The organism is Cytobacillus sp. FSL R7-0696, from assembly GCF_038006865.1.
Classification (GTDB): domain Bacteria; phylum Bacillota; class Bacilli; order Bacillales; family Cytobacillaceae; genus Cytobacillus; species Cytobacillus kochii.
Genome location: NZ_JBBOWA010000001.1, coordinates 2000838 through 2022321, shown reverse-complemented (window position 1 = coordinate 2022321; position 21484 = coordinate 2000838). Strand labels below are relative to the sequence as shown.

20 protein-coding genes are annotated in these 21484 nt (G+C 37.2%); 6 read left to right on the top strand and 14 right to left on the bottom strand.

Annotated features, from left to right (window positions below):
* Positions 1-42: 42 nt before the first annotated feature.
* Positions 43-1344: an HD domain-containing protein gene (locus MKX29_RS10480; protein ID WP_224936796.1), complete on the bottom strand. Its 1302-nt coding sequence runs from the start codon at positions 1342-1344 to the stop codon at positions 43-45.
* Positions 1345-1698: 354 nt separating this feature from the next.
* Here MKX29_RS10480 and MKX29_RS10475 point away from each other — a divergent pair, with 354 nt between their 5' ends.
* A complete protein-coding gene (locus tag MKX29_RS10475; protein ID WP_263624192.1) occupies positions 1699-2430 on the top strand; it encodes an RsfA family transcriptional regulator in 732 nt (243 codons plus the stop codon).
* A gap of 215 nt (positions 2431-2645) precedes the next feature.
* Here the strand turns inward: MKX29_RS10475 and MKX29_RS10470 are convergent, their stop codons facing one another.
* Together MKX29_RS10470 and pta are read right to left on the bottom strand one after the other, a co-directional pair.
* Positions 2646-3488 carry a lipoate--protein ligase family protein gene (locus MKX29_RS10470; RefSeq protein ID WP_224936797.1) on the bottom strand — a complete coding sequence of 281 codons (843 nt, stop codon included), beginning with the start codon at positions 3486-3488 and terminating at the stop codon, positions 2646-2648.
* Between the two features lie 27 nt (positions 3489-3515).
* Positions 3516-4493, bottom strand: coding sequence for a phosphate acetyltransferase (gene pta / locus MKX29_RS10465; protein WP_251162339.1), 978 nt, complete (start codon positions 4491-4493; stop codon positions 3516-3518).
* A 290-nt stretch (positions 4494-4783) separates the two neighbouring features.
* On the opposite strand from pta, the gene hemQ reads away from it, so the two are divergent.
* The 3 genes from hemQ to gerQ all read left to right on the top strand — a co-directional run bounded on the left by hemQ (position 4784) and on the right by gerQ (position 6564).
* Positions 4784-5536 (top strand): hydrogen peroxide-dependent heme synthase, encoded by a 753-nt coding sequence (hemQ, locus tag MKX29_RS10460; RefSeq protein WP_224936799.1) that lies wholly within the window; start codon positions 4784-4786, stop codon positions 5534-5536.
* 135 nt (positions 5537-5671) lie between these two features.
* Positions 5672-6094, top strand: coding sequence for a cell wall hydrolase (locus tag MKX29_RS10455; protein ID WP_224936800.1), 423 nt, complete (start codon positions 5672-5674; stop codon positions 6092-6094).
* A 20-nt stretch (positions 6095-6114) separates the two neighbouring features.
* Complete coding sequence (gerQ, locus tag MKX29_RS10450) at positions 6115-6564, top strand: spore coat protein GerQ (protein WP_341105399.1); 450 nt, start codon at positions 6115-6117, stop codon at positions 6562-6564.
* 202 nt (positions 6565-6766) lie between these two features.
* Here gerQ and MKX29_RS10445 read toward each other — a convergent pair whose 3' ends face one another.
* From MKX29_RS10445 to MKX29_RS10435, 3 genes are all read right to left on the bottom strand, one after another.
* Complete coding sequence (locus MKX29_RS10445) at positions 6767-7138, bottom strand: DUF423 domain-containing protein (protein ID WP_095371531.1); 372 nt, start codon at positions 7136-7138, stop codon at positions 6767-6769.
* A 62-nt stretch (positions 7139-7200) separates the two neighbouring features.
* Positions 7201-7506 carry a YwdI family protein gene (locus MKX29_RS10440; protein ID WP_251162341.1) on the bottom strand — a complete coding sequence of 102 codons (306 nt, stop codon included), beginning with the start codon at positions 7504-7506 and terminating at the stop codon, positions 7201-7203.
* Positions 7507-7742: 236 nt separating this feature from the next.
* Positions 7743-8408, bottom strand: coding sequence for a uracil-DNA glycosylase (locus MKX29_RS10435; RefSeq protein ID WP_281203338.1), 666 nt, complete (start codon positions 8406-8408; stop codon positions 7743-7745).
* 122 nt (positions 8409-8530) lie between these two features.
* On the opposite strand from MKX29_RS10435, the gene MKX29_RS10430 reads away from it, so the two are divergent.
* Positions 8531-9166, top strand: coding sequence for an aspartate/glutamate racemase family protein (locus tag MKX29_RS10430; RefSeq protein WP_095371527.1), 636 nt, complete (start codon positions 8531-8533; stop codon positions 9164-9166).
* A 168-nt stretch (positions 9167-9334) separates the two neighbouring features.
* Here MKX29_RS10430 and MKX29_RS10425 read toward each other — a convergent pair whose 3' ends face one another.
* A complete protein-coding gene (locus MKX29_RS10425) occupies positions 9335-10561 on the bottom strand; it encodes an MFS transporter (protein ID WP_224936806.1) in 1227 nt (408 codons plus the stop codon).
* A 122-nt stretch (positions 10562-10683) separates the two neighbouring features.
* A complete protein-coding gene (locus MKX29_RS10420) occupies positions 10684-13764 on the bottom strand; it encodes an efflux RND transporter permease subunit (RefSeq protein WP_341105395.1) in 3081 nt (1026 codons plus the stop codon).
* 233 nt (positions 13765-13997) lie between these two features.
* Here MKX29_RS10420 and MKX29_RS10415 point away from each other — a divergent pair, with 233 nt between their 5' ends.
* The gene (locus MKX29_RS10415) at positions 13998-15353 is read left to right on the top strand and encodes an IS1182 family transposase (protein WP_251161429.1); all 1356 of its coding nucleotides are present in this window, start codon (positions 13998-14000) and stop codon (positions 15351-15353) included.
* A 103-nt stretch (positions 15354-15456) separates the two neighbouring features.
* On the opposite strand, the gene MKX29_RS10410 is transcribed toward MKX29_RS10415, so the two are convergent.
* The 6 genes from MKX29_RS10410 to MKX29_RS10385 are packed head-to-tail and all read right to left on the bottom strand — an operon-like array spanning position 15457 to position 21479.
* Positions 15457-15852 (bottom strand): 3-hydroxyacyl-ACP dehydratase FabZ family protein, encoded by a 396-nt coding sequence (locus MKX29_RS10410; protein ID WP_341105393.1) that lies wholly within the window; start codon positions 15850-15852, stop codon positions 15457-15459.
* Between the two features lie 4 nt (positions 15853-15856).
* The gene (locus tag MKX29_RS10405; protein WP_095371523.1) at positions 15857-16111 is read right to left on the bottom strand and encodes an acyl carrier protein; all 255 of its coding nucleotides are present in this window, start codon (positions 16109-16111) and stop codon (positions 15857-15859) included.
* Between the two features lie 4 nt (positions 16112-16115).
* Positions 16116-17156: a 3-oxoacyl-ACP synthase III family protein gene (locus MKX29_RS10400; RefSeq protein WP_341105391.1), complete on the bottom strand. Its 1041-nt coding sequence runs from the start codon at positions 17154-17156 to the stop codon at positions 16116-16118.
* A 9-nt stretch (positions 17157-17165) separates the two neighbouring features.
* On the bottom strand, positions 17166-18842 hold the full coding sequence (locus MKX29_RS10395; RefSeq protein WP_341105389.1) for a thiamine pyrophosphate-binding protein: 1677 nt from the start codon (positions 18840-18842) through the stop codon (positions 17166-17168).
* A complete protein-coding gene (locus tag MKX29_RS10390) occupies positions 18835-20061 on the bottom strand; it encodes an aldehyde dehydrogenase family protein (protein ID WP_251162345.1) in 1227 nt (408 codons plus the stop codon). Before MKX29_RS10390 ends, MKX29_RS10395 begins: the two co-directional genes overlap by 8 nt.
* Positions 20043-21479, bottom strand: a complete 1437-nt coding sequence (locus MKX29_RS10385; RefSeq protein WP_224936812.1) for a class I adenylate-forming enzyme family protein — start codon at positions 21477-21479, stop codon at positions 20043-20045. Before MKX29_RS10385 ends, MKX29_RS10390 begins: the two co-directional genes overlap by 19 nt.
* Positions 21480-21484 lie beyond the last annotated feature (5 nt).

The following is a 21484-nucleotide window of genomic DNA, read 5'->3' as shown; positions in this document are numbered from 1 at the left end:
GATTCATCTCCTAATTATTTATTACGTTCGATTCGAACTTTTTTATTCTAAGTCTAGTAATTTTCGTATTTGTTTCTTAATCTCTTTATGTGGCCCTTCATCATGAAGGAGATTGGCAGGATAGTATAATTTATGATCGGTCCTTCTTTTACCTGAGATAGCATCAACAATCGATGATTCCCGAGATAATTCCCTTACCTCTCCATTTTTCGATAATAAATGAATCGGTAAACGCTCCTCTTCTTCACCCGGTCGATAAAAATCATAAGGTAAATCAGAGGAAGAATCGACAACTAAGTAATATTCAGGGTCAATTCCCGCTTTTAAAAATAATATAGACAGCTCTGACAGTTTCTTATATTCCTTGGCTGGGTCAAATTCAACATACTTAAAGAGATGACGGTCTAAGAAACGTTGCGCTAAATCACTTAAAATCTCATCTTCTTCCCACTGCCACATTTGGAAATAGTATAGAACAATTGATTCATCCAGATGAATGTAATCATCCACCGTTATTTCGCCTTTAAATAAAGAATAAAAATGAGCAGGGGCTTGTTTGAACTGATAAGATGCTTCATATAGAGCCTTTGCCCTATGGAGAATTTTTGTTAAGATTACCTCTGCACTTCTCGTTACAGGGTGAAAATACACTTGCCAATACATTTGGTATCGACTCATTATGTAATCCTCAACAGCATGCATGCCACTTTGTTTAATCACAACCTGGTCTTCCCTTGGCCTCATCACTCGTAAAATACGTTCCATATCAAAATGACCATAACTCACGCCTGTAAAATAGGCATCTCTTTGTAAGTAATCCATCCGGTCGGCATCAATTTGACTAGAGATTAAACTGATAACTAATTTGTTTTTAGACGTTTTCGCAATTATTTCTTCTACTTTTTTTGGAAAATCATCACTTACTCTTCTTAACACATTGTTGACTTCTGTGTTACTGAGAATAATTTTCTTTGTAAAATTTTCATGATCTAAGCCAAATACCTTTTCAAAAGAATGCGAGAACGGCCCATGACCTAAATCATGTAACAATGCTGCACAAAGGGTTAATAAACGATCGTCATCATTCCACTCTGGACGTCCTTTGAAGACATCATCGACAATTCGCCTAACAATTTCATAGACACCAAGCGAATGATTAAACCGGCTATGTTCCGCTCCGTGAAAGGTAAGAAAGGTTGTTCCTAACTGTTTAATCCTTCTTAGACGTTGGAATTCTTTAGTACCAATCAAATCCCAGATAAGACGATCTTTCACGTGAATATAACGGTGAACAGGATCTTTAAATACCTTTTCTTCAGTTAATTTTTCTGTCGCATATGACATCATGACACCTCCTTTTTTTATATAGACATAACCAATATATTAACTTCTTTTTTTACATTCAAACATTTGACTGCTCTTCATCTGTTTTTTTCTTCCCCTATTATATCTTTCTCTTTCTTTTGTTTCACCCCCCGAATGTAATAGACCAACCTCTCCTGCACATACGAACCCCTGTCCTAGTTGTTTTTTGGCGAAATGAGAATTTTTTTCGACATTTTTAACATGATTTACCATACGTATCTATTAGAAATCATCTTCTACTATCCTTTCAAACATAGAATGTATAAAACCTTTTATTCTTGACAATCCTATTGCTAAAGCTTAACTATTATAAAAATTTAGGGAGTTGAGATCATGAAAGTACGTCAAGATGCATGGTCAGAGGAAAATGATTTATTATTAGCAGAAACGGTTTTAAGGCATGTACGTGAAGGTAGTACGCAATTAAATGCATTTGAAGAAGTTGGAGATAAGTTGAATCGCACATCAGCTGCTTGCGGGTTTCGCTGGAATGCAGTTGTACGGCACCAATATGAAAAAGCCCTTCAACTAGCAAAAAAACAACGAAAGCAACGACAAAGAATGCTTGGCAAAGAGCAAGGTGGAAAGAAAAAACTATTATATTCACCACCAGTTCCTACATTAGATGACGTAGAAACAGCGATGGAGCCGATGAATGATTTGCTATTTGAAGAACCTGAAGTCACAACAACTAATGCGACTCCTACTGAAGAAGTGGAAACACCTGTATTCAAAACGGAGGAAACTTCATCATCTAATATGACGATGGCAAGTGTCATTCAATACCTTGAATCATTAAGTCACTCAAGTATTAAACTGGATATCTTAAAAAATGAGAATGAAAGACTTAAGCGCGAGAATGCTTCTTTAAAGGCTAGAAACCAAGAATTAGCGGCAAGAGTAAGCAAGCTAGAGCAGAATAGTGTCACTATCCAAGAAGATTACGAGACATTAATGAATATTATGAACCGTGCTCGAAAATTAGCGATTTTAGATGATGAGGAAAGAACCGCCACTAAATTCAAAATGGATCGTAATGGCAATTTAGAAAAACTAGCAGAATAAATGATTAGACTGTGGTTTACCACAATCACTTATAAAAATAACTGAGTAAAAGGCTGAATCAGCTTACTCAGTTATTTTCTTTCTATTTAGCGTGACTTACTAGATTAAGATTTATTCGTACATTTGATAAGTTCTTCACCAGTGGTAAAACAAGCAAAAGAGCACCTGTTTCATTCTAAAATCTGCAAATTATTCGGGAGCTGTCTGGACTCATATTATTTCTTGTTCATGATTTTTTCGTTTCTATCGACTACACGGTCGAAATAGTTTTCAAACATTGGTGCTTCAGTAACGGTTAACTGACCTGAATGAAGCGTGCCACTATATTTCTTTAATGTTTGTAGGAAGCGGAGCATCACATCTTCTATGGTGAATTCCGTTTGGAGTAGTTCAGCTAGCGAAGCCATCACTGTTGGATCAATGTCAGGATAAGTAAACTTAGTCTTCTCATCCTCTTTACTAATACGGTAAAATTCTTGAATGAGTTGCGCTCGTTCACTGCCACTGCCATTTACACAAAGGTAGATTTGCACAGCGACACCCTTTCTCAATCTGCGTTGTGAAATGCCTGCAAATTTCTGGTCACCAATGCTTAGATCATAACTCCCTGGACAGTAGGACTTGGTGATCTCTTTCGCTTCAATTTCTACGGGAAAATCAGCGAACATTTCTTTCACTAAAAACCACATCGCATCATATCCACGGTTAATATCAATACCTTTTTCCGTTTCCTGCAGCACTAAAGTAATATTCAAGACACCTTCATCGAGAACAACCGCAAGCCCACCTGAATTCCGCACAATACAGTCATAACCTTGTTGCTGTAAAAATTGAACCCCTGCGTTAATAAAAGGCAGTTTTGTATCTTGAATACCAAGTACGATTGTGCGGTCATGCACCCAGCTTCTCGCAGTAGCAGGAGAGAGTCCCGCTCCAACCGAAGCGCATAAAGTATCATCCATACCGAAAGAGTGAAGTGCACTGACAAATCGCCCTGATTGCGACTGATCAATTATACGCCATTCTTTTTGTTCTAATAAATTTAAAGCCTCTTCCATTCCTTCTGCTCCTTTACCATTTAAGAACTATTCGACTAAAGCTTGACTAGCCGTAATAATCGCAAGCTTATAGACATCTTCCTCATTACAACCGCGGGAAAGATCATTAACCGGTTGATTCAAACCTTGTAAAATCGGACCTACCGCTTCAAATCCGCCTAATCTTTGCGCTAACTTATAGCCAATATTCCCTGCTTCAAGGCTTGGGAATACAAAGACATTAGCTTGGCCATTGATTGGCGAACCCGGCGCTTTTTTCTCTGCGACAGAAGGTACGAACGCTGCGTCAAACTGAAGTTCTCCATCAATGACAAGCTCTGGATTTTTTTCTTTTGCCATAGTTACTGCCTCAATGACCTTATCAGTTTCTGGAGAATTTGCAGATCCTTTTGTCGAAAAGCTCAACATAGCCACACGAGGATCAATATCCATCATTTTTGCTGTTTTTGCACTCTCTACAGCGATTTCTGCTAATCCTTCTGCATCAGGGGAAATATTGATCGCACAGTCAGCAAAGACATATTGTTCCTCCCCACGAACCATAATAAATACACCAGAGGTCCTTTTCACTCCTGCTTTTGTTTTAATGATTTGTAATGCCGGTCGGACAGTGTCTGCTGTTGAATGTGCCGCTCCACTTACCAAGCCGTCCGCTTTGTTTGCATAAACAAGCATCGTTCCAAAATAGTTTCCATCCAAAAGAATTTCCTTTGCTGCTTCCGCTGTTACTTTCCCTTTTCTCCTGTCGACGAATACAGGAAGCAATTCATCCATATACTCACTATTTTTCGGGTCAATGATTGTACAATTTTCTAAAGAAACCCCTAATTTAGTGGCCTGATTAGTAATTCCCTCTTCATCTCCAAGTAAAATAGGTACAAGAATGCCTTCCTCAGCTAAGCGACTGGCAGCTACAAGAATTCTATCGTCTGTGCCTTCAGGAAAAACGATTTTCAAGCTCTTCCCGTTTATTTTTGCTTTCAATATTTCAAATAAGTTGCTCATATTAAGCCCCTCCAATTAATCATTTAAAATACAATTATTTCTTCTCTTCTTCCATTACAATAGACCGCTCGTTAAATAGCAATAGAAAAGGCAAATGTCGGTTAATTCTAAAAAATGAATTCTTTTTAATAAAACAGTGCACTGAAGCGCTTCATTCATATCATACTTATAACGTATCCATTAAGCAAAATAACTAATCAAAACTAGCTGGTTTTAATCGTGTGGTTTGCTGGCTAAACTATGGTATAGTAAACATGAAGTAAATAGTACATATATGAGGAGCGATGACAATGAACGAAGCAGCAAAAACTCTTGACGGCTGGTATTGTCTCCATGACTTCCGTGCCATCGATTGGACTACATGGAAAATGATTTCTAGCGATGAGCGTGAAGCCGCTATTCACGAATTTCTATCACTGGTTGATAAATGGAACACCACGCAAGCTGCCGAGCAAGGTAGCCATGCACTATATACAATTGTCGGTCAAAAAGCAGACTTTATGATGATGCTTTTACGCCCAACAATGGAAGAATTAAATGAGCTAGAAAATGAATTCAATAAAACAAAATTAGCAGAATATACGATTCCGACTTTCTCTTACGTTTCTGTCGTTGAATTAAGTAACTATATGGCAGGAGATTCTAATGAAGACCCTTATCAGAATCCTCATGTGAGAAGTCGATTATATCCAACACTTCCACAAGCGAAATATGTTTGCTTCTATCCAATGGATAAGCGTAGACAAGGTGAGGACAACTGGTATATGCTCCCAATGGATCAACGTCGTGAATTAATGCGCAGCCATGGTCTCATCGGACGCTCTTATGCTGGCAAAGTTAAACAAATCATTACTGGCTCAGTCGGATTTGACGATTATGAGTGGGGCGTCACTTTATTTGCCGATGATGTGCTACAATTCAAAAAGCTCGTATACGAAATGCGTTTTGATGAAGTAAGTGCTCGTTACGGAGAGTTCGGTGCCTTCTATGTAGGTAACATTTTACCAGAAAATGGTTTAAGTAAGTTTTTACATGTTAATTAATCGATATCGTTCCCGTCAATTTATTGGCGGGAGTTTTTTTGTCATAAATGAAAAGGCTTATACATAGTTATAAATAGTGAGTTTATGAATAAGCCTCTATCTAGCAACATGGCAAACTTTTTAAGAGGTGATTGTATGGGCGTGATAGCCTACACAGAAGCAGATGTAAAGCTACTAGCAAGACTTTTGCGTGCAGAAGCAGAAGGTGAAGGAAATCTTGGTATGTTAATGGTTGGCAATGTCGGCGTCAATCGCGTCCTTGGTAATTGCTTGGATTTTAAAGACATTACATCCATTAGGCAAATGGTTTTTCAAAATCCTGGTGGGTTTGAAGCAACGCAGAAAGGCTATTTTTATCAAGCGGCACGATCGAATGAATTGAACTTAGCAAGAAGAGCTTTAAAAGGCGAAAGGCAACACCCTGCTAGTAATGCTTTATGGTTTTTTAGACCAGGTGGCGATTGTCCAGCACAATGGTATAACCAATGGAATTCAGGTAGGTTCAAATCACACTGTTTCTACATCCCTACCGAATCAGATTGCCCATCTGTTTATTAATTTATTTGGAGGGAAGTGCAATGACTCAACAAGGTTATCCTTATTATGGTGGGAATCCCCAACAACAACAACAACAACAGCAATACAACAACCAATATCAGCAGCAGCCTCAACAGAATTTCAACACTCAACCACCTTCAGTAAACATACCAACACAAGGGATGCCAACAAACGTTCAAGGTCAATCAACAGGTCAACTGCCAATGGAACAATCCTTTATTGAAAATATTCTCAGATTAAATCGCGGCAAGCTTGCATCCATCTATACAACATTTGAAAATAATTCACAATGGAATGCCAAAGTGTTTAAAGGAATCATTGAAGCAGCTGGACGTGATCATGTCATTATTAGTGATCCCGAAACGGGTGAGCGCTACTTAATCCCAATGATTTATTTAGATTATGTTGTTTTCCCTGAGGAGATTGAATACTATTATCCAGCGCAATTAACACAATACAACCCAAGGTAAGCAGAAAAGCGGAAGCGGCTCGCTCTGGAGCGACAAGCATAAGACGAAGATGGCTTTGAGGTTGCCCTTTACCTCATAGACAGCTTTGACTTATGACCTCGAGCTCCATGCCGCTGGAGCTAGACATGATAACTCATTGAAAAATTTTATACTTTCTGTTGAAAAAGGGCTGAACATCATAAATGTTCAGCCCTTCATTATATTATAAGTGTTTTACAGCAAATACAAGAATAAGTACCCAACCGACAAGGAATGCTACACCACCAATAGGTGTAATGGCGCCTAATATGGATATTTTCGTTAATGCTAAGATATATAAACTTCCAGAGAAAAATAAGATACCAAATGCCATTAACCAGCCAGACCAAGTTAATAAGGAAGAGTCTGGCATTTTCGATAATAATAAAGCAACAATAAAAATTCCAATAGCATGGAACATTTGATATTGTACAGCCGTTTGCCAATTATCCATATACTTGCCTACTACTTTACCTTCTAAAGCATGGGCTCCAAATGCACCAAATGCAACAGCTAGAAAGGCAAAAATCGCCCCAATAATGATGAAAAGCTTCATTTATTTTCAGCCTCTTTCTTTTAAGTATGTATTTAGTATAACAGGTAAAGTAAAGCTACTCCTTAAAAGTCAAAAATCGACTCACCGTTTGCCTCATCACCCATTTTCATTGGTTTTTCATTCAGGCTTACCTGTTGAGGACCGGGGATATTCGTCTGAGGAGTTACCATCGGTTGTTGCTGCGTTTGCGCAGTCCGTACTACTCCCGTTGATTGATCAAGAATCACTTCACACAACGTTTTAATAGCATGGACTCTTTCTCTTACTGCCGATTCATTTAACCCTTTCGCCTCAATAATCTCAGCTTCCATTTTACTTAGCATTTTCTCGATTGAAATACTCATGTATTCACCTACTTCATCTACCATCTTTTTCTTCCTATAGTGTATCAGTTCTTCTTTTCAAAACGCAAACACGATTGCCCTGACGCAGTATGAACCTCCATCGACGGCCATTTTTTTGTTTTAAAACCAAATGCCTTGCAGCCTCTGGGAAATCTTTGATCCCATGTAACATAGAAATATTTACATTTGACACAGCTTACCTTTTTCTCCGGCATTTCGACAGCACCCCTCTCGTTTCACGTGAAACATGACGAAAAGTCTTATATATTGTCTATTTTCCAATCTATCGGTTTCTCTCCCCATTCTAATAATTTTTGATTAATTTTTGAGAATGGCTTGCTACCAAAGAAGCCTCTATGAGCAGATAACGGACTCGGATGGGGCGCGAGGATAGTGGCATGTTTTTCTGTATTAATTAACTTTAACTTCGCTTGCGCGGGCTTCCCCCACAACACAAAAATAATAGGCTTCTCTCTATGATTTAAAGAAGTAATAATATGATTCGTAAACTCTTCCCACCCTTGTCCACGATGAGCATTGGCCTCTCCTTCTCTTACTGTTAATACCGTATTTAATAATAATACCCCCTGCTTCGCCCAAGAAATGAGGCAGCCATGGTTAGGTATGGGACAACCAATATCTGTTGCTAATTCTTTATATATATTTCGTAGAGACGGAGGTATTTTCACACCAGGTTGTACCGAAAAGCTTAAGCCATGCGCCTGATTGGCACCATGATATGGGTCTTGACCAAGGATAACCACTTTTGTCTCTTCAAAGCTTGTATATTCCAATGCATTAAAGATATTTCCCTTTACAGGATAAATCGTATGATTCCGATATTCCTGTTCTAAAAAGCTCATCAACTTTTGGAAGTAAGGCTTTTCTTTCTCCGGAGAAAGTCTTTTCTGCCAATCCGAATTCATCTCTTTCTCTCCTTCATTAGTTTTTATACTATTTTCATTGATTATTAGATATACTATAGAGAATACAATTAACTGCTCGGAAATGAAAGCACGAAAGCGGAAAGGATGAGGTGATAGATAAAATGAAGGTTGCCTTAATACACGCAACAACGACTGCTTTAAAGCCTATAGAAGAAGCGTTTAGAAAAGTGGCGCCTGAGGTTGAATTATTACATTTCATGGATACTCACTTACTAACGATGATTGAAGAAAGCGGCTCATTGACACCAGAAATTGCTCGGCGCTTTTCAAAATCTGTCTCTTTAGCAGCGGAAGCTCGCCCTGATTGTATTCAACTAACTTGTTCGGCATTCAATCCTTTAACAGCTATCCTTCAACCACTTTGTCGAGTGAAAATGTTCCGTTCAGACGAAGCGATGCTAGATGAGGCTTTAGAGTATAATCGAATCGGTTTAATCTCTACCGTCAGAGAAACACCCGAAGCGCTAATTAATTACCTACAAGCACGTCAACCGAACTGTGCCATTGAATCTGTTGTTGATCCTGGCATCATCCATCTACTTTTTGAAGGAAAAAAAGAAGAACATGACGAAAGAGTCAGGAGAATGGTGGCGGAAATGGATGGGAAGGTAGATGTCATCGTCCTCTCGCAATACAGCATGGCACATGTAGCTAACCAAGTGACACCCAACACCCCTATTCTTGTTGCACCGGAAGCAACTGCGAAACGGTGTTTTCAATATATACTGCAAAAATGATTTAAGAAACAAGCATAATCACTGCTTGTTTCTTTTATTCACTAAATTGCTCTACTGTTCATTTTTATTAAGATATGTTTGTATCGATACGGATTCAAATGAAGCCACCTATTCACAAGGAATGATAAATTCATATAGTAGTTGCTCACTATTTAGTAGCTTCACACATTAAACATTTCTAGCTTGTCCTGGTTCATTCAATGACTGCTGCTTTGTGTTTCGTAAAATAATCGCCAAAGCAACAAGGAATAAACAAGCAGACACTTGAAAGATAAAAGTTACTGATACCACACTTTTTAATATGCCTACTAATGTTATACTCATTACCATAGACCCACTAAACAGAGGCACTAAAATACCGTTGACCCTTCCTATAAGATGATCATTTGTATTTTTTAATACCATTGTATGAATGCCTATTTGAATAACCGGAAGAAATACCCCATATAAAAATTGTCCTAATAGTGTTAGCATAAGTACTGTTGAATAGCCAATTATACTTATAGATATTGCGGTCATTGCCACTCCTATTGCTAAAAACTTCATCGGTTGTATCTTACTAGATAAAGTAAATGATATTACTCCACCAATCACCATTCCTAAGCCATTTATCATTAGAAGCCACTGTAAATACTCTGTTCCTAATGACAATTTTTCCATGACAATAAAAATGTTCATTGGTTGAATGAGCCCTACTGCTAGTCCTGCAAATAAGAAACATGCCCCCAGCGCTTTTAATTGATTATTTTTAAGGACGTATTTTATTCCACCCCTCATATCATCCAAAATATTGGCTATATGTATGGACGACTCCCTTTCAATATTTTTACTCTCTGTAATGAAAACCAACGAAAGAGCAGATAATAGAAAGGCACTTCCAGTGATTAAAATGGAAGGGAGAAGGCCTAAGTTTTCATAAACAATGGTACCAATGACCGGCCCCATTATCATAAAAACAGCAGATAAGGTTTGATAAAGAGACATCGCAGGCTGTAATAGTTTGTCTGGGAGATTTTGCTTAAATAACTTCATACCCGCTGGTTGTGAAAGCTGGGAAAGCACTGCAGAAATTAAAGTAATAAAAAAGACAACTTTCCAAGTACTAAAAAGTAGCGCAGCAAAAATAGCAAAAATTGATATTGCCGTAAGAATATCACACCATACCATCGTCTTCTTTGGTCGCCAACGGTCTGCAAATGTTCCTCCTAGGAAAGAAAACAAAAAAATGGGGGCATACTCCGCAAGCATTATAAAAGAAATGGCTATAGCGTTTCCATTCGTTTGTTCAGTAACAAATAGTAATATCGAAAAGTTCCTTATCCAAATACCCATTTGAAGAAATAAGGCAGAGAAAAGGATACAATAAATAAAGCGGTTTTTAAAAATTGAACTCACCTTTCATTCTCCTTTTTGAATACTTTCACCTAAATATTAAATCATAACCATTAAAAAACAGATCTTATCCTCGTCCAAAATACCCACAGAATTGAGAAAAAGAAAGCTTAGTGAAAACACCACTAAGCCTCAATGTTTACTTCTTCTTTTTGAGCTCTTTTCTTTTTAAACTTCTTTTTCATCTTCATTAAAGCTTCATAAACAACTGGAACGACAATCAAAGTGAGTATTGTTGACGTTGTAAGACCACCAATGACTGTTATCCCTAATCCCCTCGAAATTAGGCCACTTCCATCCGTCTCACCAGTAAACACAAGTGGAACTAATGCCCCTACAGTTGCAAAAGCAGTCATTAATATCGGTCTCAAACGTGTTGTACCCGCTTCTAATATTGCCTCCCTTAAATCAATACCTTCTTTTTCATTCTGAATAATTCTCGCCACTAAAACGATCGCATTTGTTACAACTATTCCGATTAACATTAAGGCACCAATCATTACTGAAATACTAATTGGTTCTCTAGTTAACAAGAGTCCAACCAAACTCCCAATAATTGCATATGGCAAGGAGAATAGGATAGCAAATGGTGCTAGACCACCTCCAAATGTGACAATTAAAACGAAAAATACAACGAAGATAGCAAGACCTGAAGCAATAATTAATTGATTAAAAGAGTCTTCAATTTGATCTGAAACACCGCCAAATTCGAGGTTGACTCCATTCCCAAATGAAATTCCTTTTAATTCACTTTCTAAATCTTTGATTGTCTTATTGATATCATTGCTTTGAACATTAATCGTTACTTCACCATATTGCTTGCCATTACGATTGTATATAGCTGAGGGAGCTTCTTGCTCAATGAGTTCTGTCACCTCTGATAGTTCTATCTCTTCACCAGACAAAGTGGAGATAGGCAACTTAAGATAATCCTCCTGTTTTTCAATCGTTTTTGCTGTATTCAAGTAAACAGGTAAGTCGTCTCCTTCCTCATTTATAGTGGTGAGTCTCATATCCACCCCTCCACCTAGTGCTGAATAAACCTGTTCTGGGTGCACACCATTATTAATTAATTCATCCAGTTTCAGCTGAAAACCAAGCTTATCATGCAACTCAGAGACATTGGTTTTTATGCTCTTTACTTCTTCTCTATTTGATAGTTTATCTTCAATCTGACCTATTGACTGATTAATCTCTTCAAAATTATTACCGTAAACATAAATATTCATTTGACTATTGCCTGAACCAGAATCCTGAAAACTCCATTCTCCCTCGGTTTGCTTCCGAATTTCAGCAGAGATTACTTCCTGCTCTTTTCCAAAGTCTTCAACGCTTCCTTTATATTTAATGAAGAATAGAACTTGTCGGGTATCCGCTGGGTTAAGTGGATTTCCTCCACCTTGTGATGATTGGACGAGCTCTATATGTTCCCTACCAAGCAAATAATCTTCTACAGTCTCTACTTGCTCATTAATTTCTTCTCTTGTATCACCTGTTTTTGGATCATAAGTGATAATAAGTAAGTTATTTTCATCTTCTTGTATGAAGGTGACGCCAATAAATGGAATCAAAAACAAACTACCAATTAAAAGAATATTGATACATGTGAAAGATACGATTTTATGATTAAGACTCCATCTTAGTATCTTTCTATACGTTTCTCCTCTATGTTTCTTATCTCTAGAAGCACGCTTTTCCACTTTTCTACTCATCATAAAATGAGCCATCATTGGCACAATTGTTATAGAAACTAACAGTGAGGCTAAAAGGGCAAATACGATTGTTAATCCAAAAGGATAAAATAGTTCTCCTACTGGACCATCAACAAGCCCTAATGGAAGGAACACTGCAATTGTTACAATCGTAGAGGACATAATTGGTGAAAACATTTCCTTTGTAGCTGCTACAATTAATGCATTTCCACTCAATGGTTCTTTAGATAACTTTATTTTTCTATGAATGTTCTCAATAACAACAATCGAGTCATCAACTACTCTTCCAATGGCAACTGTCATCGCTCCAATTGTCATTAAGTTCAAGCTTATTCCAATCCGATGAAGTAACAATAATGCAATGAGTAATGATAGTGGAATTGAAATAACCGATATAAGGGTAGATTTTATATCTCTCAGAAACAGTAATATAATCAATACTGCAAATGCGGCTCCTATTAGAGCCTTTTTGAACATCATACTGATGGAATCTTTTATTGGATCGCCACTATTCAATACTGTTTCAAATGTTAAACCGTCATATTGTTTTTCAAACTCATCCATTTTATTGGTTATTGCGTCAATAATTTCAACCGTATTCCCGTTTACTCCTTGTACTACTTGTATACCAATTGACTCTTCCCCATTAAATCTAGAGATAGACGATGAGCTTTGTTCTAACTCAACTTCAGCAATATCACTAAGGGTAGGTGTTGCTTCTGCTGTTTGATCTACTCCTTCTATTACAGATTGCGGATTAATTGGCACACTGATATCCTTTAGTTTTTCTATATCCACTTCGCTTTGAATCGCAACGACCTTTTCTTGATTATCAACCTCTTTCACGCCTAATGAAAATTCATTTAACACGCTATTCAAATATTCTGCTACGTCTTGATCACGCAGTTGATATTCTTGTAGTCTTTCCGGTAAAAGATTGATTCTGACCTCTTTCGACTCATTCCCAACGATATTTACTGTAGAGATTCCCTGAATTTCTTCAAAAGCCGGCTGTATTTCATTTTTTACGAGATTGCTTACTTCTGAAAGGTTACTATTCTGATTTAATACGGATACAACTAAAATTGGTAAATCATTAAAGCTAAGTCTCGCAACCTTTGGTGTCTGGGCATCCTCCGGAAGATTCAGGTTTTTTATCGTTTCTTCAATTTCCTGTTCTGCTTCCTTAAGATCCTTATCAAATCCATATTCTACTTGGATCGATGACGCGTCTTGCATGGAAGTTGATACCACATTTTTTACCCCATCTAAATTCCGCACACCATTTTCTATCTGGTTGGTAATTTTATCCGAAACTTCTTCAGACGATGCACCGGGATAAATAGTTGTAATATCAACGATTGGCTCATTAATATTTGGGAGTTGCTCCATTTTCATTTGAAAGGCAGAAAACATACCAAAGACTATAATAAAGATTGTGACGATCCAAATTGCGAGCTTGTTCTTAATTGAAAAATTAATAATTGACTTCATTCTTCGACTCCTTCTATATTTTACTTATTATCACCTACAAACACCTCTCTATTGTATTCAGTTTGAACAACAAAAAGATTAGAGTATCACGCAAATTTCGCCTGTTATTAAAAAATGCTAAAAACCTCCTAAAAAAGGAGGTTACAGCTTGTAGACAAAGTCTAAGAATTAGACCACGTCTACAAGTTTTTTTGTATAATTGAATGGAATCAATTTTATGTAGGGGATATAAAATGTTATCAAAACACGTTGAGGATGGAAGAAATCAAATTGAAATGGTAGCGTTGGATCAACTTGTTCCAGAGGATCATCTGGTTAGGAAGGTTGAACAAGCGATTGACTTTGAATTTATTTATGACCTGGTGAAAGATAAGTATTCCTTAGACAATGGTCGTCCGAGTATTGATCCCGTCGTTCTTATTAAAATGGTCTTCATACAATACCTTTTCGGCATACGCTCAATGCGTCAAACTATAAAGGAAATCGAAACCAACGTGGCTTATCGATGGTTTATTGGTTATGGGTTCACCGAGAAGATTCCTCATTTTTCAACCTTCGGTAAAAACTACGCTCGACGCTTCCACGATACAGATCTATTTGAACAAATTTTCTACCGCATTTTGAAAGAAGCGATGACCAAGGGATTGGTGGATCCATCCGTTGCGTTTATTGATTCTACTCATGTTAAAGCGAATGCTAATAAGAAGAAATTTGAAAAGAAAATAGCCCGAGTCGAAACCAGAACGTATCAGGATCAGTTAGATGAAGAGATCAATATCGACCGTGAGAAACACGAAAAAAAGCCCTTCCCCCCACAGAATAAAGAAGAGTCAAAAGAAATAAAAGTCAGCACGACAGATCCTGAAAGTGGTTATTACGTAAAAGATGAACGCGAAAAGCTATTTGCGTATTCTTTTCATACGGCAAGTGACTCCCGGGGGTTTATCTTAGGTTCACACGTCACAGGAGGGAATGTTCACGATAGTCGGATGTTGGACAAGCTCGTCACTCAAGTCACAGATAAAGTCGGTAAGCCCAGTTCTATCGCTGTTGATGCGGGATATAAAACACCACACATCGCTAAATTCTTAATGGACCAAGACATCAGGCCTGTTATGCCTTATACACGTCCGAGAACGAAAGACGGATATCTTAGAAAATACGAATACGTTTACGATGAACATTTTGACTGCTATCTATGTCCCGAAGGACAAATTCTACCTTACCGTACGACGACAAGAGACGGGTACAAGCAATACGCTTCAAATCCTTTGGAATGTAAAGACTGTCCTCTGTTAGACCGTTGTACGCAAAGTAAGAATCACACCAAAATGATTCATAGACATGTATGGCAGGATTACATAGATGAAGTAGATCATTTGAGACATACCGAACTTAATAAAACTCTATATGCGAAACGCAAAGAAACAATCGAACGAGTTTTTGCGGACGCAAAAGAAAAGCATGGCATGCGTTGGACGACCTTAAGAGGTCTTAAAAAAGTTTCAATGCAGGCGATGCTTACGTTCGCTGCCATGAATCTAAAAAAATTGGCAAACTGGACATGGCGAGGACCATGTCCAAGCTGAAAAAGAAGAAAAATCTTTTAAAATAACAGAAAACCCCACCTTCACTATAATGCAAAGGTGGGGTTTGTCTACGGTCTGAAACCTCCTAAAAAAGGAGGTTTTTTCATAGGTAAACAGTTGTAATTTCTTCTATAGACACAATTACAGAACCATTAACTGAAGCAATACCCTTCCCTTTCATTAATCCATTCCTTATTCTTGTAACCTCAAAGTACAAATCTAACCTATCTCCTGGATAAGCTGAACCATGTATTTGTGCGCCATTAATCCCGGCTAATATTTCATATTTTTCTGATTTTTCAACGCGAACAAAAGCGCCGATTTGCCCAATTGCTTCAATAATAAGTGTAGAAGGCATACTTTTTTGACTTTCACTAATAAACCATTCATTATAGCTTAGATTTTTATAACCCTTTACCCACATCATCGGTTCTCTTTCAACTACTCGATCTACGTATAGGAAAGGATACTTGTGCGGTAAATACGATAAGCTTTCCATAACCTTAAACAGATTCAGATTTTTTTTGTTTCTCAATAAAACTAATAATATTATTGATAGTCATAAAGGAATCAGTATCTAATGTGCTATATTCTAAGCCAAATTCTTTTTTTAATTCATTAATGAAAACCAAAACATCCATAGAATCTAAACCATATACTGAATCTGGCCCAAATAAATAGCTATCATCCAATAATTCCTCCGGTTTAATATCCATTTTATAGACCTCAATAAATTTCTCTTTTATTTTTTCTTTCATTTTCCTAACCCCTTTTCTCATTTTTAGTATATTTTAAGCAGATAGAACCCCATAAGAAACCCGCGCCAATAGCTGAAAGAACAATCGTATCATCCTCTTTCACTTTTCCATCTTTCAAGGCTTTATATAAAACTGAATATAATGTCGCTGAACCAGTATTGGCATATTCTTGTACAGTTATGGTCGTTTTTTCGAGTGGGACATTTAAATCATGCATAACTTCTTTTACTATATTAAGATTTGCCTGATGGACTAAGAAATGATCAATATCACCTATTGTTAATCCTGCAGATACTATGGCTTCCCTTATAGAAGTTGGAACTACTCTTGTTGCAGTATTCCAGACTTCACGACCATTCATCTTAACAAATTGGCTTGTTCTATAATCTTCATTTTCACCCAGTGGTACTGTCCCGCCTCCAGGGATTTGAACTGCATAATTAAGCTCTGAATCTAAATGGAAGGAAAGAATGCCTCCACCCTCTCTTGTTTTTTGCAACACCATTGCTCCAGCTGCATCACCAAAAAATACACGTGTAGTGCGATCCTTTGGATCACTAATCCTCGAAAGGATTTCACAACCGATCACTAATACATTTTTCACATTGCTATTTTGGAGTAGATGAGTCCCGACATACATAGCATAAATCCCACCTGCACAGCCACTTTGCGTAAGATCAATCGGAATCGCTTTTTCTGCACCTATTTTTTCTTTGATAATCATTGCAGTTGAAGGTAATGTTTGATCAGGTGAAGTAGTGGTGACAATAATGGCATCAATCTCTTCTGCTTGAATATCAGCATCCAGGAGTGCCTCCACCGCTGCACTTGCACAGAGATCAGAAGTCACATACTCCTCTTCTAAGTACCTCCTTTCCTTTATTCCGGTTTTGTCCTGTATCCATTGATCACTTGTATCTAGTTCTTTCACTAGATCTTCATTTTTGACAATTTTGCCTGGTACACGAAATCCTATCCCTTGAATATTAACTGGGATTTCTAACCCTGTTTGATTCAATATTTTTTCAGTGAGTAATGCTTCCATTTACCTTATTCACCTCTCCTTTAGTGGAAAATCCCCATATATATCTTTTAAAGCAGATGCTACATCATTTACTTGTACAAAGCATTCTAGTACAACTGATTTACCTACTCTATACGCAGCTATAGCTTCTTTAATTGAATCTACTAGTTCATGACAGGATTTTACTTGTAGGTGATGCAGATTTGAATGTACACCTATAAGCGCCGATTCCTCTTCATGAATAAAAACGGAAGATGCCCCATTATTTTTATTTTGATAAGCTAACCATCCATATCCACCATTATTTAAAACAACATATATGATGGGAATTTTATTCTGTACTACAGTTGAAAGATCGCTTTGGAAAAGAGTAAATGCACCGTCTCCTACTATAGCCACAACCATTTTTTCTTTTTGAGCTTGGGCAACCCCTACTGCTGCTGCTGCCCCAAATCCTAAGGGCGTTTGTTCGCTAGGAGTAATAGCATCCTGACCCGCTTTTAGAGCATGATAAGGATAGAAATAACTCCACATGTCTTGCAAACCATTTTCATGAACAAAAACAACCTCTTTTGGTAAATAACTATTTAACACTTTAAGAATGTCAGCAACCCTTAATTGATTATAATGATAAGTTACTGCATCCTTTTCTCTAAAGAGATGATTCTTTAAATTTTCCGTGAATTCAATCCACTGATATGAATCTTCTCTTGGAATACTAGTCTCCATTAATTTACTTAAAATTTCTTCTGCATCCCCCTGGAGATTGAAACTATCATACAAAAGATTGAAACCTTGCTCACTGATATTAATTTGTATCATTTTATTTGCTCTTAGTGAGGGTTCCCAACCGAAAGTAGCTGTTTCTTCGAGTCTACTGCCGACTGATATAAACAAATCTGATTGTGTGATAAGTCCCATCATATGAGCTGGACAATATAATCCTGCTAAACCACAAAAAAGAGGATCCTCTTCAGAAATCGCACCACGTCCTGAGGCTGTTACAAAAATAGGTGCTTTAAGCCATTCCGCAAATGCCTTTAATAGATGTCTATCTCTTCCTCGTTTCGTTCCTCCCCCGTAAATGATGATCGGTTTTGTTGATTCTTTAATCATCCTTCTTGCTTTGTTTATATTTTCTACATCTGCAGAAAGCTTTGAATGAACGGTAGGTATATATGAGGAAACTTCATTTTTCTGCATCTGTTGAAAACCAATGTCCTCTGGTATTTCTATATATACAGGTCCAGGTGATCCTGATGTGGCAAGAAATATTGCTTTCTTCATTACCCAATGAATTGAATCAGCACTCTCCACACGGTGGGCCCACTTTGCTAGAGGAGCCACAACTTCGTATTGATTAGCTTCCTGGAAAGACCTATTAAAGCCATATTTTTCTGTTTTCGTGCTAGTTGCAATGATTAAAACCGGTGCACATTGTGCATCTGCCTCAAGGACACCCGTCATACAATTCATCATTGCTGGTCCTTTTCCAACAACACATACACCTAATTGATTCATGGCCAAACTATAACCAGTTGCCATGAACATCGCATTTCTTTGATCCTTAGTTATTAAAAAATCAATGTTATTCTTTTTTATTTCTATCATTAGTGCAAGATCATCACTAGGCAAACCAAAAACTTGAGTTACTCCATTGCATTTTAGAGCTTGTGTAATTGCATACCACACTGTATTACTAGTCATGCTTCGACTCCCAATAATCATGGAGGATTTTCGAAAGTAAAATAGGCTTAATGATTAATTGACCTTTATAAGAAACATAATTAGCCATCGGTCCATAACCTCCGAACGGGGCATTTCCATCTTCTATATCTAATAAGGTTTTATTTATTGATACCGTATGCCTCTTATGTAATGCATCAATTAAATTTTTATTGCAGTCTCCATACACCGTTGCCCCCATCGCTCTCTCAAGAAAATAACCTGTTTTAAAAACTTCCAAGATTTCCTCCTCAGACTTATACGTAACCACATTAAAGATAGGAGAAAAGAATTCCGCCATTGGCAAATCATCCTCTATTTTGCTTAACAAGATCGTTGGTTCTATTCTTCTTTCACGATAATGAATATTACCCCCTGAGTAGATATAGTTACTAAATTGATTTAAATGTACGGCCACAACGTCTATTGCAGATAGGTAGTGAATAGGGCCATAATCCATTGCTCCGTCCTTATTGCTACCGAATTTGAGTACCTCTAATCTTTGTTTTAACATTGAAACAAATGGATCTTTCAAATGTTCTGGTACATAAATAACATCTGGACCTAAGCAGTCTTGCCCGGAATTATATGTTCGTATAGAAACAAGGTCATTAATGGATTTTTCTACATCCGCTGATTCAGTTAAGATAAATGGATTGACTCCGTGACCAAAGAAAACAAAGAATTGATCTTCTGAAAGTTGGAATTTAATTTCCTCAGCATTTTTATAGGCACCAGTAAAAATGACTAGTTCCGCCTGTAGAGCTGATTCTTTAATGTACTTTCGATGAGACAATTCTAATAATTGAATAGGCAACTGATGTATTTCTTTTAACAAATTGTGTAGCTGTCTAACTTGTTCAATAACAAGCCCTGATCCCCTAAATTCAATTTTTTCTACATAAAGCGAAGGGATTAACAAGTAGAGGACATATGAGTATAACAAAACGTTTGATGGCATAAATACTGACATACTATTCAATGTTGGTGGCCTATTTTCATTAACCTCTGCAATCGCGCGGGTGAGAGCTTGAATAGATATATTTATTTCATCTTTAGCTGTATGATAAGGTGAAACCTCTGTCAATATTTCCATCATACATTCTCTGTTTTTTTCGAGATATTCAATTGTACGCTCAATCGCTTCCTTTCTCTCCAGAACTAAAGATGGGAAAGGATCAACTATGATAGTGCTATGCAATTTGAATCCTCCTCTCTATTTTGATTCCATTGTGATGCAAGTTTTTGTAATCCAACCTGATCAACCTTTCCATTTAACAAGTATGGAAATTCCTTTAACACTAAGATTTTATTAGGCTGATAGAATGGATCTATATGTGTATAAATATTTCGTTTAATTTCAGCTATATTTGCAGGATCTTCCTCTATAAAGATAAGTACATATGAATCTTTCTTTTCGTCCTTAAAGGAAAAGACCTTCCCTCTATATCCCAAAGAATCAAATATTTCTTTTTCAATTGTTGCTGGGTATATGAGATAGCCTTTCCTTAGGAACCCCTCCCCTTTTCGTCCAACTACATAAAGATGCTGATCTGGTGTCATATATCCCAAATCACTTGTACGGTACCATCCATCTAGAAAGGCTCTTTCTGTTTCTTTCTTTAAACCAAGGTATCCTTCCATTAATCCTGGGCTTTTTATTAACACTTCACCAATGTTTCCAGCTTGAGCTTCTTTTCCATATTCATCCATTATCATTATTCTTACACCCTCTAAAGCTTTACCGCAGCCTTTCTCGTTACCTGTATTTAAAGCTATATTTCCTGCTTCAGATAGACCATAGCCGTCAAGCAAGGGCCTGCCTACATAACCTTCAAAATCAGCAGCTAATTTAGCCGATAATGGAGAACCTCCAATACACCACAATCTAACACTTGATCTTTTTAAATCATTTCTAACCTCTTGCCTTTTTTCCATTAGCTGTATTAAAACATGATACGTAGAAGGAATAGCATCAACAACCGTTACTTTGTAATCAGAGATAGCCTTTAGAATTTTCCTTACTTTCTTGTAGTCACATAAGACCAAATGACAATCCATCATCCACCAAATGAACACCAAAGATAATCCGTAAAAATGGGAAAAAGGGATAACCGGTAATAATATGTCGTTTCGAAGGTAGCACATGCTTTTCATCGTACTTTCTAAATTGATAAACATGGACTGCCCAGACTTAATTATTGCTTTGGATTGGCCCGTTGAACCTGATGTATATAGGATTAGTGCATCCTTTCTCGATTTCCATTTTTCTATATTTAGTTTAAATTCTATATACGATATTTCATCTGGTGAGGCCAATGGCTTTATACTTATTGTATTCACGATAGGCAAATCACGATCTATTAAGCAAATCTTTGCATTGGTTTCTTCCATAACTCTCTTAATTTTTTGTTCCCCTACCTGACCATCTAGAAGTATAATGGAGCAGTCTAAATGGATTAGCGAAAATAGGGTAACAATAAACTCATAAGAATTTTCTGCGGAAATTACAACTCGATCTCCACTGGAGATACTGTGAAAAGATAAACTTTCGATAGATTGTCTTATATCATGGAAGAGTATTTGTTTTGTATAGGATCCACTCTCTGTAAATATCATTTTAT

Coding starts and splice junctions, on each gene's coding strand:
- MKX29_RS10480 (WP_224936796.1), bottom strand. CDS start 1,344: ATGTCATATGCGACAGAAAAATTAACTGAAGAAAAGGTATTTAAAGAT.
- MKX29_RS10475 (WP_263624192.1), top strand. CDS start 1,699: ATGAAAGTACGTCAAGATGCATGGTCAGAGGAAAATGATTTATTATTA.
- MKX29_RS10470 (WP_224936797.1), bottom strand. CDS start 3,488: ATGGAAGAGGCTTTAAATTTATTAGAACAAAAAGAATGGCGTATAATT.
- pta (WP_251162339.1), bottom strand. CDS start 4,493: ATGAGCAACTTATTTGAAATATTGAAAGCAAAAATAAACGGGAAGAGC.
- hemQ (WP_224936799.1), top strand. CDS start 4,784: ATGAACGAAGCAGCAAAAACTCTTGACGGCTGGTATTGTCTCCATGAC.
- MKX29_RS10455 (WP_224936800.1), top strand. CDS start 5,672: ATGGGCGTGATAGCCTACACAGAAGCAGATGTAAAGCTACTAGCAAGA.
- gerQ (WP_341105399.1), top strand. CDS start 6,115: ATGACTCAACAAGGTTATCCTTATTATGGTGGGAATCCCCAACAACAA.
- MKX29_RS10445 (WP_095371531.1), bottom strand. CDS start 7,138: ATGAAGCTTTTCATCATTATTGGGGCGATTTTTGCCTTTCTAGCTGTT.
- MKX29_RS10440 (WP_251162341.1), bottom strand. CDS start 7,506: ATGGTAGATGAAGTAGGTGAATACATGAGTATTTCAATCGAGAAAATG.
- MKX29_RS10435 (WP_281203338.1), bottom strand. CDS start 8,408: ATGAATTCGGATTGGCAGAAAAGACTTTCTCCGGAGAAAGAAAAGCCT.
- MKX29_RS10430 (WP_095371527.1), top strand. CDS start 8,531: ATGAAGGTTGCCTTAATACACGCAACAACGACTGCTTTAAAGCCTATA.
- MKX29_RS10420 (WP_341105395.1), bottom strand. CDS start 13,764: ATGAAGTCAATTATTAATTTTTCAATTAAGAACAAGCTCGCAATTTGG.
- MKX29_RS10415 (WP_251161429.1), top strand. CDS start 13,998: ATGTTATCAAAACACGTTGAGGATGGAAGAAATCAAATTGAAATGGTA.
- MKX29_RS10410 (WP_341105393.1), bottom strand. CDS start 15,852: ATGGAAAGCTTATCGTATTTACCGCACAAGTATCCTTTCCTATACGTA.
- MKX29_RS10405 (WP_095371523.1), bottom strand. CDS start 16,111: ATGAAAGAAAAAATAAAAGAGAAATTTATTGAGGTCTATAAAATGGAT.
- MKX29_RS10400 (WP_341105391.1), bottom strand. CDS start 17,156: ATGGAAGCATTACTCACTGAAAAAATATTGAATCAAACAGGGTTAGAA.
- MKX29_RS10395 (WP_341105389.1), bottom strand. CDS start 18,842: ATGACTAGTAATACAGTGTGGTATGCAATTACACAAGCTCTAAAATGC.
- MKX29_RS10385 (WP_224936812.1), bottom strand. CDS start 21,479: ATGATATTTACAGAGAGTGGATCCTATACAAAACAAATACTCTTCCAT.